General features: G+C 57.1%; 15 protein-coding genes. 10 read left to right on the forward strand and 5 right to left on the reverse strand.

Annotated elements, in window-relative coordinates:
* Window positions 1–151: 151 nt before the first annotated feature.
* Window positions 152–1,309: an alcohol dehydrogenase gene (yqhD, locus tag ACLI4M_RS06155; protein ID WP_133622718.1), complete on the forward strand. Its 1,158-nt coding sequence runs from the start codon at window positions 152–154 to the stop codon at window positions 1,307–1,309.
* Between the two features lie 86 nt (window positions 1,310–1,395).
* The gene (gene dkgA / locus ACLI4M_RS06160) at window positions 1,396–2,220 is read left to right on the forward strand and encodes a 2,5-didehydrogluconate reductase DkgA (RefSeq protein WP_133622717.1); all 825 of its coding nucleotides are present in this window, start codon (window positions 1,396–1,398) and stop codon (window positions 2,218–2,220) included.
* A 110-nt stretch (window positions 2,221–2,330) separates the two neighbouring features.
* Here dkgA and ftsP read toward each other — a convergent pair whose 3' ends face one another.
* From ftsP to parC, 3 genes are all read right to left on the reverse strand, one after another.
* Window positions 2,331–3,746: a cell division protein FtsP gene (gene ftsP / locus ACLI4M_RS06165; protein WP_048914598.1), complete on the reverse strand. Its 1,416-nt coding sequence runs from the start codon at window positions 3,744–3,746 to the stop codon at window positions 2,331–2,333.
* A 139-nt stretch (window positions 3,747–3,885) separates the two neighbouring features.
* A complete protein-coding gene (locus tag ACLI4M_RS06170; RefSeq protein WP_048914597.1) occupies window positions 3,886–4,623 on the reverse strand; it encodes a 1-acylglycerol-3-phosphate O-acyltransferase in 738 nt (245 codons plus the stop codon).
* A 51-nt stretch (window positions 4,624–4,674) separates the two neighbouring features.
* Complete coding sequence (gene parC, locus ACLI4M_RS06175; protein WP_048914596.1) at window positions 4,675–6,951, reverse strand: DNA topoisomerase IV subunit A; 2,277 nt, start codon at window positions 6,949–6,951, stop codon at window positions 4,675–4,677.
* A 444-nt stretch (window positions 6,952–7,395) separates the two neighbouring features.
* Here parC and ACLI4M_RS06180 point away from each other — a divergent pair, with 444 nt between their 5' ends.
* The 5 genes from ACLI4M_RS06180 (at window position 7,396) to ACLI4M_RS06200 (ending at window position 11,916) form a co-directional block, all read left to right on the forward strand.
* The gene (locus ACLI4M_RS06180; protein ID WP_166643206.1) at window positions 7,396–8,970 is read left to right on the forward strand and encodes a BglG family transcription antiterminator; all 1,575 of its coding nucleotides are present in this window, start codon (window positions 7,396–7,398) and stop codon (window positions 8,968–8,970) included.
* A gap of 21 nt (window positions 8,971–8,991) precedes the next feature.
* Complete coding sequence (locus tag ACLI4M_RS06185; protein ID WP_048914594.1) at window positions 8,992–9,462, forward strand: PTS sugar transporter subunit IIA; 471 nt, start codon at window positions 8,992–8,994, stop codon at window positions 9,460–9,462.
* An 18-nt stretch (window positions 9,463–9,480) separates the two neighbouring features.
* Window positions 9,481–9,795: a PTS fructose transporter subunit IIB gene (locus ACLI4M_RS06190; protein ID WP_133622715.1), complete on the forward strand. Its 315-nt coding sequence runs from the start codon at window positions 9,481–9,483 to the stop codon at window positions 9,793–9,795.
* A 22-nt stretch (window positions 9,796–9,817) separates the two neighbouring features.
* On the forward strand, window positions 9,818–10,909 hold the full coding sequence (locus ACLI4M_RS06195; RefSeq protein ID WP_048914592.1) for a PTS fructose transporter subunit IIC: 1,092 nt from the start codon (window positions 9,818–9,820) through the stop codon (window positions 10,907–10,909).
* Window positions 10,910–11,052: 143 nt separating this feature from the next.
* The gene (locus ACLI4M_RS06200) at window positions 11,053–11,916 is read left to right on the forward strand and encodes a ketose-bisphosphate aldolase (protein ID WP_133622714.1); all 864 of its coding nucleotides are present in this window, start codon (window positions 11,053–11,055) and stop codon (window positions 11,914–11,916) included.
* Window positions 11,917–11,959: 43 nt separating this feature from the next.
* Here ACLI4M_RS06200 and ACLI4M_RS06205 read toward each other — a convergent pair whose 3' ends face one another.
* Window positions 11,960–12,730 (reverse strand): transporter substrate-binding domain-containing protein, encoded by a 771-nt coding sequence (locus ACLI4M_RS06205; protein ID WP_396018878.1) that lies wholly within the window; start codon window positions 12,728–12,730, stop codon window positions 11,960–11,962.
* Between the two features lie 146 nt (window positions 12,731–12,876).
* Between ACLI4M_RS06205 and ACLI4M_RS06210 the strand changes: the two genes are divergently transcribed.
* Both ACLI4M_RS06210 and ACLI4M_RS06215 read left to right on the forward strand, forming a co-directional pair.
* Window positions 12,877–13,458: an NAD(P)H-dependent oxidoreductase gene (locus tag ACLI4M_RS06210; RefSeq protein ID WP_133622713.1), complete on the forward strand. Its 582-nt coding sequence runs from the start codon at window positions 12,877–12,879 to the stop codon at window positions 13,456–13,458.
* A 37-nt stretch (window positions 13,459–13,495) separates the two neighbouring features.
* Window positions 13,496–13,804: a putative quinol monooxygenase gene (locus ACLI4M_RS06215; RefSeq protein WP_048914589.1), complete on the forward strand. Its 309-nt coding sequence runs from the start codon at window positions 13,496–13,498 to the stop codon at window positions 13,802–13,804.
* 53 nt (window positions 13,805–13,857) lie between these two features.
* On the opposite strand, the gene ACLI4M_RS06220 is transcribed toward ACLI4M_RS06215, so the two are convergent.
* Entirely contained in the window at window positions 13,858–14,760 is a 903-nt protein-coding gene (locus tag ACLI4M_RS06220) for a LysR family transcriptional regulator (RefSeq protein ID WP_133622712.1), read from the reverse strand.
* 222 nt (window positions 14,761–14,982) lie between these two features.
* On the opposite strand from ACLI4M_RS06220, the gene ACLI4M_RS06225 reads away from it, so the two are divergent.
* Entirely contained in the window at window positions 14,983–15,540 is a 558-nt protein-coding gene (locus ACLI4M_RS06225) for a cytochrome b/b6 domain-containing protein (RefSeq protein WP_133622711.1), read from the forward strand.
* Window positions 15,541–15,573: the final 33 nt, after the last annotated feature.

Genomic DNA, 15,573 nt, shown 5'->3' on the forward strand with positions numbered 1-15,573 from the left:
CAGTGACGATATCATCGCCTGCCGCCTGCGAATTCTCCAGCCCTTTGGAGGATCAGGCAAGAAACAGGCAGAAATGTGCATTGAGCAAAGCAGCAGCACTGCTCACAATCAATCTCAGACTTTGCCGCCGCCACTCACCAGGATTATCGACATGAATAATTTTGTACTGCATACGCCGACCCGCATTCTGTTTGGCCAGGGCCAGATTGCCCATTTAGCCGCTGAGATCCCCGCTGACAGCAAAGTGCTGATCACCTTCGGCGGCGGCAGCGTGAAAAACAACGGCGTGATGCACCAGGTGTACAGCGCGCTGCAGGGCTTTGACGTGCAGGAGTTTGGCGGAATTGAGCCGAACCCGAGCTATGAAACGCTGATGCAGGCGGTGGAGGTAGTGAAGCGCGAGAAGATCACCTTCCTGCTGGCGGTCGGCGGCGGCTCGGTGCTGGACGGCACCAAGTTTATTGCCGCAGCGGCGTTCTACCCGCAGGACCCGTGGCATATCCTGCAAACCGGCGGAGCAGAGATTAAACAAGCGCTGCCGATTGGCTCGGTGCTGACCCTGCCCGCCACCGGTTCGGAGTCCAACCGCAGCGCGGTCATCACCCGCCGTGCGACCCACGACAAGCAGGCGTTTCGCAATAACCACGTCTTCCCGCGCTTTGCCGTGCTCGACCCGGTTTACACCTACAGCCTGCCGCCGCGCCAGATTGCTAACGGCGTGGTCGATGCCTTTGTGCATACCATTGAGCAGTATCTGACTTACCCGGTTGATGCCCGCGTGCAGGACCGCTTCGCCGAAGGCCTGCTGCTGACGCTGATTGAGGAAGGCCCGCGCGCGCTGGCCGAGCCGGAAAACTACAACGTGCGCGCCAACGTGATGTGGAGTGCCACCATGGCGCTTAACGGCCTGATTGGCGCCGGGGTGCCGCAGGACTGGGCCACCCATATGCTCGACCATGAACTCACCGCGCTGCACGGGCTCGATCACGCTCAGACGCTGGCGATTGTGCTGCCGTCGCTGATGAACGTTAAGCGCGATACCAAGCGCGAGAAGCTACTGCAGTTCGCTGAACGCATCTGGGGAATTAACGAAGGCAGCGAGGAGCGGCGTATCGATGACGCGATTGCCGCCACCCGCAGCTTCTTCGAACAGATGGGCGTGCCGACGCGCTTTAGCGATTATCAGCTCGACGGCTCCTCAATCCCGGCGCTGCTGGCAAAACTGGAAGAGAAAGGCCTGACCGCGCTGGGCGAACGCCAGGATATCACCCTCGACGTCAGCCGCCGTATCTACCAGGATGCCTCCTAATCGCCCGGCATTCGTCTGTGATTCAACTAGACTTGATCACATCTACCGCTGCTGAGCGGCGGTAACTTGCTGAAAAGGAGATTAACATGGCCGATCAACCGATGATTAAACTGCACGATGGCAACATGATGCCGCAGCTGGGGCTGGGCGTCTGGCAGGCCACGATTGACGACGCGCGCGCCGCCGCCGTGAAAGCGCTGGAAGTGGGCTACCGCTCCATAGATACCGCCGCCATCTACAAGAACGAAGAGGGCATTGGCCAGGCGCTGAAAGAGACCGACGTGGCACGCGAGGATATTTTTGTTACCACCAAACTGTGGAATGACGATCAGCTTAATGCCGAAAGCGCGATGGAAACCAGCCTGAAGAAACTGCAGCTGGACAGCGTCGATCTTTATCTGATGCATTGGCCCTGCCCGCAGAAAGACAACTACGTTGAAGCCTGGAAAGCGATGATCAAGCTACAGCAGCAGGGGCTGACCAAAAGCATCGGCGTCTGTAACTTCCAGGAAGCGCATCTCAAGCGCCTGCTGGATGAAACTGGCGTCAGCCCGGTCGTCAATCAGGTGGAGCTGCACCCGATGCTGCAACAGCGCACGCTGCACGCGTGGAATGCCATGCACCAGATCCAGACCGAATCATGGAGCCCGCTGGCTCAGGGCGGTAAAGGGGTGTTCGATCAGGAGGTGATTAAGCACCTGGCGAAAAAATATGGCAAGACTCCGGCGCAGATCGTCATCCGCTGGCACCTCGATAGTGGCCTGGTGGTGATCCCGAAATCGGTCACGCCATCGCGTATTGAAGAGAACTTCAAGGTGTTTGATTTCCGTCTGGAAAAACCGGAAATTAGCGAAATTGCCAAGTTAGATCGGGGCAATCGTCTGGGCCCGAACCCGGATGAATTGAATTAATTGACAGACCGCCAGAAGGGGCGACCGGAAAAAAGGGTCGCCCCCTACGCTTAAGTCCGGGGTCAACGTGTAGGGGCGGACCCTTTTTTTCGGTCCGCCCGCATCATTTATTACAACGTTGGATTCACCGCCAGCTGCCCCGCCGTCCCGCGATCCGCCATCTCCAGCGTCTGGCTGTAATAGGTGAACGGGAAATGCTCCGAGGTTGACTGCGGGAAGGAGACAAACAGCTCAACGCTGCCATCCACCCACACCGTATCTTTCCAGCCGCGATCTTCCGCCATTGGCTGCGCCCCGTTGACGTTTTTAATCAGGAACATCACGCCCTGAATATGGAACGCCTGCGGCGTGTCAGCATGGACAATCCAGCGTTCAAAGCTGCCCTGCTGCGCCTGCACGTCAGTGCGGTTCATATCCCACAGCGCGCCATTGATACCCGGTACGGAATCGCCAAGGCGGAATTCACGGGTGCGGCTGACCGCGCCTTCAATCATCTGATCCGCCAGCAGACGCATCGGTAAGTTATCGGTCACTAACGGCAGCAGCCCGGTGGGCCGCAGGTTGAGTATTTGCGTCGAGGTCAGAATGCTGGATGGCTCAAAGAACCCGCGCAGGCGATCCATGACGCCGGCGGCTTCCCCGGCGGTGATCGACACTTCATCCCCCTGCGACATATCCACCAGGATCTCCCGCCGCTCGCCCGGGGCCAGCGACAGCTGCTCAACCGCCACCGGCGCAGGCAGGAAGCCCTGATCGCTGGCAATCACGTTGAACGGGCGACCGTCGCTCATCCGCAGCTGATAGCGCCGCGCATTCGAGGCATTCAGCAGGCGCAGGCGTACCCAGCCGCGCGACACTTCCACGTAAGCATTCTGAATACCGTTTACCAGCAGCGTATCGCCGATAAAGCCGCCGTTTTCCGGCGGGTCGTACTCCGGCGCACCAAAGTTGTCGAGACGTTTATCCTGAATAATCAGCGGGAAGTCATCGACGCCGTAGTGGTTCGGCACGGGTAAGGACTTACTCACTTCATCTTCAATCAGCCACATCCCGGCCAGCCCGTTATAGACGTGGGGTGCCATACGGTTCGGCGTGTTGGCGTGATACCAGCAGGTCGCGGCAGGCTGACGGATCGGCACCACCGGCGCCCAGTCAACGCCCGGCGACATCATGCGCGCCGCGCCGCCCATCAGGGCCCCCGGCACCTGCAGGCCGCTGACCGTCATGGCCACCGGCTCATTCAGGCGGTTGCTGTAGATCAGCTTCACGTCATCACCCGCCCAGACGCGCACCGTCGGGCCCAGGTACAGGCCGTTAACGCCCCATACCGGCACTTTGCTGTTGCCATCAAATGACCAGTGGCTGCGCTGCAGCGTCAGAAACAGCGGCTGCCCACGGCGGGATTCAATCAGCGGAGGAACAGGTAAGGGATTACCCGGCCCCGCTGCGCGGGCGCTGAAGGGTAAGGCAGAAGCACACAGGGCAAGGCCCGATGCCTGAATAAATTGACGACGACTGAAGGACATACCCACTCCGTAAGCCAAAAAACCGACCACCGCAGTGACCGTATTCCATTTTTTATCATTGTGCACGGGCTGTGCTGCCGCGTCCTGTGCTGCCGTTTTTCGCGGTCAGCCTGGCCGCCAGTGCGGCCACTGCGTTAATTTATAGTTTACCTGCGGCTTCGCGCTCGGCCACTTCGGCATTTAATTCATCCAGCTTAGCCGCCATCAGCTCGCGACAGTGGGTCGCCAGCTTACGCACCGACTGGTCAGCAAAGGCTGCGGTATCCACCGGCGGCAGCATTTCGACAATCGCCAGGCCGTTTTTCAGGCGGTTGAGCTTAATTTTGCCGTGGGTGTTGGAGACCACCACCGGAATAATCGGTACGCCAGCCGCGACGGCCGCGTGGAAGGCACCGGTTTTAAACGGCAGCAGGCCGCGGCCGCGGCTGCGCGTCCCTTCGGGGAACATCCAGAATGAGATCTTCTTCTTCTTAAACTGCGCCACCAGCTCGCCGATGGTGCCGTGCGCTTTAGCGCGGTTATCACGGTCGATCAGCAGGTTACCGGTCAGCCAGTACAGCAGGCCGAAGAACGGCACCCACAGCAGGCTGGTTTTGCCCACGGTCACCGTGGTGGGCTGCACAATCGCGGCAGCGGTGATCATGTCGTAGTTATTCTGATGGTTACAGATATAAATTGCATTCGGATAGTTCTCTGCGCCCTGCGGCTTACGCAGCTCCACCTTCAGGCCAAAGACCGGCGCCAGACGGCCAAACAGGTGGCCAAAGGTTGCCACGTGGCGCGGGTTACGCGGGCTGAACAGGCAGTAAATACAGCCAAAGACACACAGCAGAATCGAGTACACCACCACGATGATGGTACGTAAAATAGCAAGCATCAAAACCTCGTCGTCACTTAAAGGCAGCGGCCCGCATGCAGGCCGCCGTCGTTACTCTTCGCTGTCATCCACCGGAGCAGCGCGCACCGGCCCTTCGATTTCTACCTTGTCGATACGCTGCAGGCCGCGCGGCAACAGGGTGCCACGGCGGCCGCGTTCGGCGCGGAATTTCTGCAAATCGGCAGCTTTCAGCGTCAGCTTGCGCTTGCCCACGTATAGCGTGATGTCGCTTTGCGGCGTCAGCAGCAGCAGCCAGGCCAGCTTGTCTTCACCCGAAGCGGCCTGCGCCGCAGGGATAGAGATAATCTTGTTGCCCTTGCCCTTCGACAGCTGCGGCAGGTCGCCCACCGGGAACATCAGCATCCGTCCGGCAGTGGTGATCGCCAGCAGCAGATCGTCATTGCTGTGGATCGCCATCGGCGTCATCACTTTGGCGTTTTCCGGCAGGCTCAGCAGCGCTTTACCGGCGCGGTTGCGCGAGACCAGATCGCTAAAGGTACAGACGAAGCCGTAACCGGCGTCGGAAGCCATCAGCAGTTTCTGATCGTCATTCTCCATCAGCACCTGCTCCACCACTGCCCCCGGCGGCGGGGTGAGTTTGCCGGTCAGCGGCTCACCCTGCCCGCGTGCCGAAGGCAGCGTGACCGGGTCGAGCGCATAGCTGCGCCCGGTGGAGTCGATAAAGGCCACCGGCTGATTGCTCTTGCCGCGTGCGGCAGCGCGGAAGCTGTCACCGGCTTTGTAGCTCAGGCCGGTCGGGTCGATATCGTGCCCCTTGGCGCTGCGTACCCAGCCGCTCTGCGACAGCACAATCGTGACTGGCTCAGACGGCACCAGCTCATTTTCGCTGATCGCTTTCGCTTCTTCACGCTCGCGCAGCGGGGAACGACGATCGTCGCCGTAGGCATCGCTGTCCGCCTGCAGCTCTTTCTTCAGCAGGGTATTCATTTTGCGCTCGGAGGCCAGCAGTGCTTCCAGATGGGCGCGCTCTTTCTCCAGCTCATCCTGCTCACCACGAATTTTCATCTCTTCCAGCTTGGCGAGATGGCGCAGTTTCAGTTCGAGGATCGCTTCGGCCTGGGTCTCTGAAATGTCGAAGCGCGACATCAGCACCGGCTTCGGCTCATCCTCACTACGGATGATGTGGATGACTTCATCAATATTGAGGAAGGCCACCAGCAAACCGGCAAGGATATGCAGGCGCTTGAGCACTTTTTCCAGACGATAGTTGAGGCGGCGGCGCACCGTATCACGGCGGAACACCAGCCATTCGGAGAGGATCTCCAGCAGGTTTTTCACCGCCGGGCGGTTATCCAGGCCGATCATATTCAGGTTGATACGATAGCTGCGCTCCAGATCGGTGGTGGCAAACAGGTGGTTCATCACCTGATCCATGTCCACGCGGTTAGAGCGCGGCACAATCACCAGCCGCGTCGGGTTCTCGTGATCGGATTCATCCCGCAGATCTTCCACCATCGGCAGCTTTTTATTGCGCATCTGCGTGGCAATCTGCTCCAGCACGCGCGCACCGGAAACCTGGTGCGGCAGCGCGGTGATCACCACGTCGCCATCCTCTTTTTTCCACACCGCGCGCATACGCACCGAGCCACGACCGCTCTGGTAGATTTTGCGGATTTCATTGCGCGGCGTGATGATTTCGGCCTCGGTCGGATAGTCCGGCCCCTGCACGATATCCAGCAGCTCATCAAGCGTGGTTTTCGGGTTATCGATAATCGTGATGGCGGCTTTCGCCACTTCGCGCAGGTTGTGCGGCGGAATATCCGTTGCCATGCCGACCGCGATGCCGGTGGTGCCGTTCAGCAGAATATTCGGCAGGCGCGCCGGCAGCATGGAGGGCTCCTGCATGGTGCCATCGAAGTTCTGTACGAAGTTAACGGTACCCTGACCCAGTTCGCCCAGCAGCACTTCCGCATACTTCGACAGGCGCGATTCGGTGTAACGCATCGCGGCGAAGGATTTTGGATCGTCCGGTGCCCCCCAGTTGCCCTGGCCATCGACCAGCGGATAACGGTAGGAGAACGGCTGCGCCATCAGCACCATCGCTTCATAGCAGGCGCTGTCGCCGTGCGGATGGTATTTACCCAGCACGTCACCGACGGTACGTGCCGATTTTTTAAATTTGGCGCTGTTGCTCAGGCCCAGTTCGGACATGGCGTAAATAATGCGGCGCTGAACCGGTTTCAGGCCATCGCCGATATAAGGAAGCGCACGGTCCATGATGACGTACATGGAGTACTTCAGGTACGCATCTTCGGTAAAGGTGTGCAGGGGAAGGCGCTCTGCGCCATCCTGCGTCAGGTCACTCATTGTTCTCTTTTCCTCACTTCGCGGCGCGTTAAGGGCAAGGCGCCACACAGCGGTAAGTTTGGCGAGGATAGTACCTTATCTGGTGAGGGTCTGTCACAGGGATCAGCGGTTAAGCCGTGCTGTCAGCCACAAATTGTCGCTAACGAGCGAAAAATGTAATTTATGCCCGCTATAATCATTCATGAAAATAATATGAGAACGCGATCACATTTATTCAGAAATGGATTAATGTGATCTCCCTCCCAAATAATTACCTCTTGCGGGATCGTTTTAATTTTGTCCCGCCTGACGGACAACCTTTAGTATTGTCCCCTTTCCCCGCAGCGACTAAATTCATCATCATAAGTTGGCGCCAGATAAATTCAGTCCGGCACGGTGAATGAATAAAACATGAGAATCTATTAACAATAAGACACCGCCGAACGGGCAAAAAAGGGTGATATGATGCAAATACTTAGCTCCCGACAAAACAAATTACTTAAGTACCTGCTGCAACATCAGGAGTATGTTCCGGTTAAAAATATCGCCCAGCTGCTGGCGGTATCGGAAAAGACGGTCCACCGCGATATCCAGTTTATCGAAGAGATGCTGGCCGAGTGGAATATCGCCAGCGATAAAAAAATTGGCAGCGGCATTATGCTGCTGGTCGACGACAGCCAGCGCCTGATGCTGCTGGAGCAGCTCATCACCCCGGAAGACGGCGGCGCTGAAGCGCTGGCAAACAATTCGCGCCGGGTGAAAATTGCTTCGCAGCTGCTGAGCGATACGCCGCGCGAAACCTCCATCAGTAAACTGTCCGAACGTTACTTCATCAGTAGCGCCTCGATCGTCAATGACCTGAAGATGATTGAGAGCTGGATTGCCCCGCTCGGCCTGACGCTGGTGCGCAGCCAGAGCGGAACGCATATTGAGGGCAGCGAAAATCATATCCGCCAGGCGATGGCCACGCTGATTAACGATGTGATGAACTATCAGGAGCCGGGCAGCGTCAATCATTCCCGCCTCGACCCCGGCAGCTATAAAGCCCTGACGCACTATTTCGGCGAGGAGGAGGTGCTGTATGTGCAGCAGATCCTGCAGCAGATGGAGCAGCAGCTGGGCTACCCGCTGGGTGAACCTTATTACATCAATCTGTTTACCCATATTTTAATTATGATGCACCGCATGTCTTTAGGTAACCCGCTTATTCTCAATGAAGAGAATATTAATCAGCAGCCGGATGAGGCTATTTTTAATATCGCGCAGCAGATGGTCAATCACATCGAACGGCGTATTGGTAATATCCTGCCACGCGATGAAGTGTGGTTTGTTTATCAATATATTATTTCCTCCGGCATTGTCATTGAGGTGAGTGAAAATAATCCACCACTGTACTGCCAGCTATCCAACAGTGAATCACGCCGTTTAACGCTGGATTTAATCGCCACTTTTTCCGAGGTGATTAATATTGATCTGCGCGATGACCGCCTGTTGCACGAAGGATTACTGGTGCACATTAAGCCGCTGCTGAACCGCCTGAAATATCATATCCGCATTCGTAATCCGCTGCTGGAAGATATTAAACAGGAGCTGGCGGATATCTATCAGCTGACGGGCCACGCCATTCATCGCGTTTGCCAGCGCTTCCAGCTGGCTGACATTGCCGACGATGAGGTGGGCTATCTGACGGTGCATTTTCAGGCCGCGCTGGAGCGGCAAATTGCCCACAAGCGCATCCTGGTGGTGTGCTCCAGCGGCGTCGGCACCTCACACCTGTTGAAAAGCCGCATTCTGCGCGCTTTCCCCGACTGGACGATCGTTGGCGTGGTCTCCGCCAGCACCGTGACGCAGCACTGCCAGCAGCAGGATATTGAGCTGGTGATCTCTACCGTTCATCTGGCCGAGCTGCCGCTGCCGGTGGTGTATGTTTCGGCCTTTTTTAACGATGACGATATCAAGCGCGTCACCGAAAGAGTTATCGCCAGCAAACTGCTGCTGGCTTCCGATCGCATCAAGGCGTGTGAACACGCCTTTTCATAACGTTTTTAAAGAGGTTTGCCGATGGATATTAATAAGATTCTCAGCGCCCGGCGCGTCAAGTTAGACATGAACGCCCGCAGTAAAGATGAAGCGATCCGTGAACTGACCGACCTGCTGTATGCGGATGGCGCCCTGACCTCAAAAGAGGATTTTATTCACGACGTCTATTTACGTGAAGCAGAGGGCTCCACCGGCTTTGAGAATCATATCGCCATTCCACACGGCAAATCGCTGGCGGTGAAGCAGACCACCCTGGCTATCGGCCGCACCCGCGCCGATATTCCGTGGGAAACGCTCGACGGCAGCGAAGTGCGCTGCATTATTTTGTTCGCGGTACGCATGGAGGATCAAAACACCACGCATATTCGCCTGCTGTCTCAGGTGGCCTGCGCGCTGGCCGATGATGAGGTGATTGCCCAACTGTTACAGGAGCAGGATGCCGACAGCATTATCCAACTGTTCAGCCAGTACGCGGAAACAGACCTCTGTTAATAAGAAGCGAGGCACATCATGAAAATCGTTTGTGTGGCCGCCTGCACCGCAGGCATCGCGCATACCTACATCGCGCGTGAAAAACTGATTAAGGGCGCGAAAGCGCTCAACTTCGACATCCTGGTGGAGACCCAAGGCACCATCGGCACCGAGCATGCCCTGAGCGCAGCGGATATCGCCGCCGCTGACGTGGTGATCCTCGCGGTGGATATCAAAATCAACGGCGAGGAGCGTTTCAAAGGCAAGCCGGTGGTACGGGTCAAAACCGATATCGTGATCAAGTCCCCGGTGAAATTCCTGGAAAAAGTGGCCGACTCGTTAGAGCGCGCCTGAACCGTCATTCGGGGAAATCACTATGCGTACGCAAACCAGCAACATAGGACAAGAGATAAAGGGGCATCTGCTGACCGGCATCTCGTGGATGATCCCGCTGATCGTCGCCGCCGGGATCTGTATTGCGCTTGGCCAGGTGATCGGCGGACCGGACGTGGGGAAACACCCGGGGACTATCGCCTGGATGCTGAATCAAATTGGCGGCTGGGGGATGGGGCTGATCGTGCCGCTGATCGCGGCTGCCATTGCCTGGTCGATTGCCGACCGCCCCGGCTTTGCGCCGGGACTGATCGTTGGCTTTATCTGCGGACAGATCGGCACCGGGTTTATCGGCGGCATCCTCGGCGGATTCCTGGTCGGTTACACCGTGCTGCTGCTGCGGCGCACCATCAAACTGCCTGCTTCAATGCAGGGGCTGATGCCGGTGATGATCCTGCCGGTACTCAGCACCATTATCGCCGGGCTGCTGATGATGACCTTGATTGGCCAGCCGATCGCCTGGCTGCAGAAAGCGCTGTACCACCTGCTGGAGTCGATGCAGGGCGGTTCCCGCTTCCTGATGGGGGCTATCCTCGGCGCAATGGCCACCTTCGACTTCGGCGGGCCGGTAAACAAAACCATGTCGCTCTTCGCTGACGGCATGCTGGTCGACGGCATTTACGGGCCGGAAGCGGTGAAGTTTGTCGGCTCAATGATCCCGCCGTTTGGCATCACCCTCTCCTTCCTGCTGACGCGCAACAAGTACACCCGGGCAGAGAAAGAGGCGCTGAAGGCGGCGTTCCCGATGGGCATCTGCCTGATCACCGAAGGGGTGATCCCGATTGCCGCCCGCGACCTGTTCCGCGTGGTCGGCAGCTGCGTCGTTGCCTCGGCCATCGCTGGCGGGCTGATCATGGTCTGGGGCGTGGAGGCACCGGTACCGCACGGCGGAATGTTTGTGGTACCGCTGTTCACCAAACCCGCGCTGTTCTGCCTGGCGCTGGGCATCGGCACGGTCATCTGCGGCGTGATGCTGTCGCTGCTGAAGAAGCCGGTGACGGCGGCGGATGAAGAGTTCGACGACGTGGACGACGCCAGCGTGCGCGACGAAGACATTAAATTTACCCTGGAATGAAGTGGGGCTGGAGCCTCTCTGCGGCTCCCGCTCTGCCCGTAAAGCGTCACCGTTAATTTTTTCCGTTCGCCCTGCATTCCGTCAGTGACCCGTCACTGGTGCAGGAAAGTCTTGCCTGAAATCTGACCCTGAGGAAATAGACCATGTTGATGTCAATGCACGAACTGTTAAAACCCACCCGTGAAAACCGCTTCGCCATTGGGGCGTTTAACGTCGCCGACAGCTGCTTTATCCGCGCGGTGGTTGAGCAGGCCGAAGCCAGCAACAGCCCGGCGATTATCTCCATCCACCCCAGCGAGCTGGAGTTCGTGACCGATGAGTTCTTTGGCTACGTGCGCGAGCGCACGCTGCGCAGCCGCATCCCGTTTGTTATCCATCTCGACCACGGCGCGTCGGTTGAGCACGTGCAGCGCGCCATTCGGTGCGGCTTTACCTCGGTGATGATCGACGGGTCGCTGCTGCCGTATGAAGAGAACGTGGCGCTGACGCAGGAGGTGGTAAAGCTGGCGCACGCGGTGGGGATCTCGGTGGAGGGCGAGCTGGGCACCATTGGCGATACCGGCACCTCGGTAGAGGGGGGCGTGAGTAAAGTGATCTACACCGATCCGGCACAGGCGGAGGATTTTGTCGCGCGCACCGGCGTCGATACGCTGGCGGTGGCCATTGGTACCGCGCACGGCATCTATCCGAAGGATCTCAAGCCGGAATTGCAGATGCATATTCTGCGCGAGATCTCGCAGCGCGTGACGATCCCGCTGGTGCTGCACGGCGGCTCGGCGAACCCGGATGCGGAGATCGCCGAATCGGTGATGCTCGGCGTTGGCAAGATCAACATCTCCAGCGATATGAAGTATGCCTACTTTGCCAAAGCGCGTGAGATCTTAAGCCTTGAGGCGTGGTGGGATCCGAACGTGATCTATCCGCAGCCGATCCAGGCGGCAAAAGAGGTGATCGCCTACAAGATGTCGCTGTTTGGCTCGGCCGGGAAAGCGGATCTGTATCGTTAACCGGGAAGTGAATCCAGGGTCGGGCATGCCCGACCCTGTCAGGTTATTTGGCGGCTAACCACTGCCCGACAACCTGCTGATACTCACCGGTGGCTTTGCTGAGGTGCAGCCACTGGTCAACGTACATCTTCCAGCTGATATCATCACGCGGCAGCATCCACGCCTTTTCGCCGTACTGCAGCGGCTTATCCGGGTTGATCGCGCACAGCTGCGGAAAACGCTTCTGCTGGTACAGCGCTTCCGACGCATCGGTGATCATCACATCGGCTTTCTTATCCACCAGCTGCTGGAAAATCGTCACGTTGTCATGGAATAACGTCAGATTTGCCTGCGGCAGATACGCATGAACAAAGGCCTCATTGGTGCCGCCCGCCGGTTCGATCAGGCGCACCGACGCTTTGTTCATCTGCTCAACGGTGCGGTATTTCTTTTTATCGGCGCAGCGCACCAGCGGGATTTTGCCGTCGGTGTCCAGCGGGTTAGCAAACCACGCCGTCTGCTGGCGCTTCAGCGTCACCGATACGCCGCCCAGCGCCACGTCACACTGCTTGGCGATAAAATCGGGGGTCATGGTTTTCCAGCTGGTCGGCACCCACTTCACTTCCGCACCGAGGCTTTTCGCCAGCGACTGCGCCAGTGAGATATCAATGCCTTCGTAACTGCCGTCCGGGCGCAGGTAGGTGTAAGGCTTATAATCCCCGGTAGTACACACGGTTAAGGTCTTGCTTTGCATCACGCGGTCGAGGCGCGATTGGGCGCTGGCACTACCTGCCACTAGCATCAGGGCGATGACCACCCCGGATTTCATCATCATGCTTTTTCTCTCATTGTTGTTATCACTGTCGGTCCTGTTCCCTGCATTGTTGCTTAAAACGCAAGAGTATTGTGATTGATACCACATTTTTCCCGGCGCTGTCCTCCGGTAGACTCACAGAAATTGCACACAGCTGAGAGAAATTCATGAGCCAGATTTTAATTATTGATGCCGGTAAAGCCTTCGCCCACTCCAAAGGCGAGTTAAACCATACCCTGACCAACGTTGCCGCCAGCTTCCTGCGCGATGCCGGTCACCAGGTCGATGTCACCGTGGTCGACGACGGGTATGTGGTCGCGGACGAAATTGAAAAATACCTCGCCGCCGATACCCTCATTTACCAGATGCCGGGCTGGTGGATGGGCGAACCGTGGACGCTGAAAAAATATATCGACGAAGTGTTTACCGAAGGTCACGGCAAACTGTACGCCAGCGATGGCCGGACCCGCTCCGACGCGGCGAAAAAATATGGTTCAGGCGGCCTGCTGCAGGGTAAAAACTATATGCTCTCCCTCACCTGGAATGCACCGCTGCAGGCGTTTACCGACCCTGAGCAGTTCTTTGAGGGCGTCGGCGTCGACGGCCTGTATCTGCACTTCCACAAAGCCAACCAGTTCCTTGGCATGGAAGGTCTGCCGACCTTTATCTGTAACGATGTGATCAAACAGCCGGATATTGCCGGGGATATCGCACGCTATCGGACTCATCTGAGCGAAATTTTTGCTTAACTGGTAGTTCGCCCATTCGAGTAAGAAGGAAAACAGTATGCTGACCGTGATTGCGGAAATTTGTATCAAGCCAGGCCGCCGTACTGCTGTTCTGCAGGCGATAGAGACGTTAACGCCAACCGTGCTGGCTGAAGAGGGCTGCGGCAGCTATCAGACGCTGATCGACCACAAAGCCCAGGTGCCGTGGAAGCAGCATTCGCCGGAGTCGATCTTTATGGTTGAGCACTGGGAGTCGCTGCGCCACCTTGAGCAGCACCAGCAGGCCGACCATATGGAACGCCACCGCACGGCGATTAAGCATGACGTGGTTGATGTGAAGATTTTCGTCTTAGAGCCGGCGTTTTAAACCTTCGCATCAGGTAGGGGCCGACCTTCTTTTTCGGTCGGCCCTTGAACGTCCTATAACAGCGTTTTGCTGGCAAACTGTTCGCTGAGGTAGTCCAGAAAACAGCTGATGCGCGTCGACAGCGTACTGTTGCGATAGTAAACCGCATGGATGGGATGGCGCATCTCATGCGTTTCCGCATCCAGCACCGGGATTAACCGGCCTTCAGCCAGATCCTCGCGGCTGAGGAAATCAGAAATACGCGTAATCCCCATGCCGTTAACCGCCAGCTGGCGCAGCGTTTCGCCACTGGAGGCAAACACCGTCGGTTTGATCTGCAAAAACACCCCTTCCGAACGCCACACCGGCCAGACGTTGTGCTGATCGAGATTGCTAAAGCCCAGCAGCTGATGATTCTCCACCATATCTGCCACGCTGTGCGGCGTACCGTGGCGGGCAAGATAGTCCGGGCTGGCCATCAGCCGCAGCTTACTGCTGCCGAGCGCGCGCGCGTGCATGGTGGAGTCGCGCAGGTCGCCGATGCGGATAGCGATATCGGTCTGCTGCTCCAGCAGGTCGATCACCACCTCATCAGTATTTAACTCCAGCTGGATCAGCGGGTAGCGGCGTGAAAACTCCGCCATCAGCGGCACAATCACATGCAGCATAAACGGCGTGGCGGCATTGACGCGCAGGCGCCCGGAAGGGATTTCTCGCCGCTGGGCGATCTGCTCTTCGGCGGTCTCTACCGAACGAATAATCTGGCGGGCGTGCTCCAGGAAGATCTGCCCTTCCTCAGTCAGCGCAATACGGCGGGTGGTGCGGTGCAGCAGCGTAGTCTGCAGCTTACTTTCCAGGCGGCTCAGCGCACGGCTGATGCCGGAGGTGGTCTGGTTTAGCTGGTCTGCCGCAGCGGTGATCGAACCGGTGTCGACCACCACCACCCACGCACGTAACTCTTCAAGGGTGATTTTCACGAGAGGACCTTGTGGTTAGAAGAGCGCACCCAATTGGATGCGATTAGCGCATCAATTCTAACAGAACTTGATAAAAAACATGCCGTTTTAGCCTCTGCCCAGCCGCAGTTCTGTTTTGCCAGAATAAATATCATCCTTCATTTTTTCATTAAGGTTAATTTAATAATTCCTTGTCACAATCGATAGCATCAGTAGGAAAATAGAATTGACGGGAACATCTTCATGAAAAAAGCTATCGGGATCTCGCTACCACACGCAGACGCACCATTTTTTCGCGGCCTGCATATCCTCGTTGCGCTGATGATCCTTGCGCAGATTATTAATTCTAACTTTACTGAAAGGGAAGCCCTGGATGAGCAAGGCCTGACGACGATTATCACCTGGCTGCATGTTATTTCCGGGTTCTCTCTTATTATTTTAGGCGTCATCATGCTGGGCTGGATGTTAGCGCAGCGCGGTGCGCGCTATTATTTTTCCTGGTTACATTTTGATTTTAGCGACATTGCGCAAGATATCGCCACGCTGAAGCGCCTGCGTCTGCCTGAAGCCCATTCAGGAGGTATCGCTGCCACCATTCAGGGGCTGGGCGTGCTGTCACTGCTGGGCGTTGCCCTTTCCGGGGGGATCTGGTTTCTCTTGAATGCTGCGCAAAACCCGCTGGCGCATAGCGTGATGCACTGGCATAAAAATCTGACAACGTTTGTTGAAATCTATTTTTTCGCTCATGGAGCCATGGGATTACTTCATATTTTTCTCAACAGTAAGCTATTTCAACGCTGAAGTTAGAAAACAGCCTAATTCATCAGCTCTCAA

Origin of the sequence: Erwinia sp. LJJL01 (assembly GCF_047300805.2) — a bacterium.
GTDB lineage: Bacteria > Pseudomonadota > Gammaproteobacteria > Enterobacterales > Enterobacteriaceae > Erwinia > Erwinia aphidicola.

What these genes read in the sequence shown, in the direction of transcription:
- yqhD (WP_133622718.1), top strand. Translation starts at nt 152, where the DNA reads ATGAATAATTTTGTACTGCATACGCCGACCCGCATTCTGTTTGGCCAG.
- dkgA (WP_133622717.1), top strand. Translation starts at nt 1,396, where the DNA reads ATGGCCGATCAACCGATGATTAAACTGCACGATGGCAACATGATGCCG.
- ftsP (WP_048914598.1), bottom strand. Translation starts at nt 3,746, where the DNA reads ATGTCCTTCAGTCGTCGTCAATTTATTCAGGCATCGGGCCTTGCCCTG.
- ACLI4M_RS06170 (WP_048914597.1), bottom strand. Translation starts at nt 4,623, where the DNA reads ATGCTTGCTATTTTACGTACCATCATCGTGGTGGTGTACTCGATTCTG.
- parC (WP_048914596.1), bottom strand. Translation starts at nt 6,951, where the DNA reads ATGAGTGACCTGACGCAGGATGGCGCAGAGCGCCTTCCCCTGCACACC.
- ACLI4M_RS06180 (WP_166643206.1), top strand. Translation starts at nt 7,396, where the DNA reads ATGCAAATACTTAGCTCCCGACAAAACAAATTACTTAAGTACCTGCTG.
- ACLI4M_RS06185 (WP_048914594.1), top strand. Translation starts at nt 8,992, where the DNA reads ATGGATATTAATAAGATTCTCAGCGCCCGGCGCGTCAAGTTAGACATG.
- ACLI4M_RS06190 (WP_133622715.1), top strand. Translation starts at nt 9,481, where the DNA reads ATGAAAATCGTTTGTGTGGCCGCCTGCACCGCAGGCATCGCGCATACC.
- ACLI4M_RS06195 (WP_048914592.1), top strand. Translation starts at nt 9,818, where the DNA reads ATGCGTACGCAAACCAGCAACATAGGACAAGAGATAAAGGGGCATCTG.
- ACLI4M_RS06200 (WP_133622714.1), top strand. Translation starts at nt 11,053, where the DNA reads ATGTTGATGTCAATGCACGAACTGTTAAAACCCACCCGTGAAAACCGC.
- ACLI4M_RS06205 (WP_396018878.1), bottom strand. Translation starts at nt 12,730, where the DNA reads ATGATGATGAAATCCGGGGTGGTCATCGCCCTGATGCTAGTGGCAGGT.
- ACLI4M_RS06210 (WP_133622713.1), top strand. Translation starts at nt 12,877, where the DNA reads ATGAGCCAGATTTTAATTATTGATGCCGGTAAAGCCTTCGCCCACTCC.
- ACLI4M_RS06215 (WP_048914589.1), top strand. Translation starts at nt 13,496, where the DNA reads ATGCTGACCGTGATTGCGGAAATTTGTATCAAGCCAGGCCGCCGTACT.
- ACLI4M_RS06225 (WP_133622711.1), top strand. Translation starts at nt 14,983, where the DNA reads ATGAAAAAAGCTATCGGGATCTCGCTACCACACGCAGACGCACCATTT.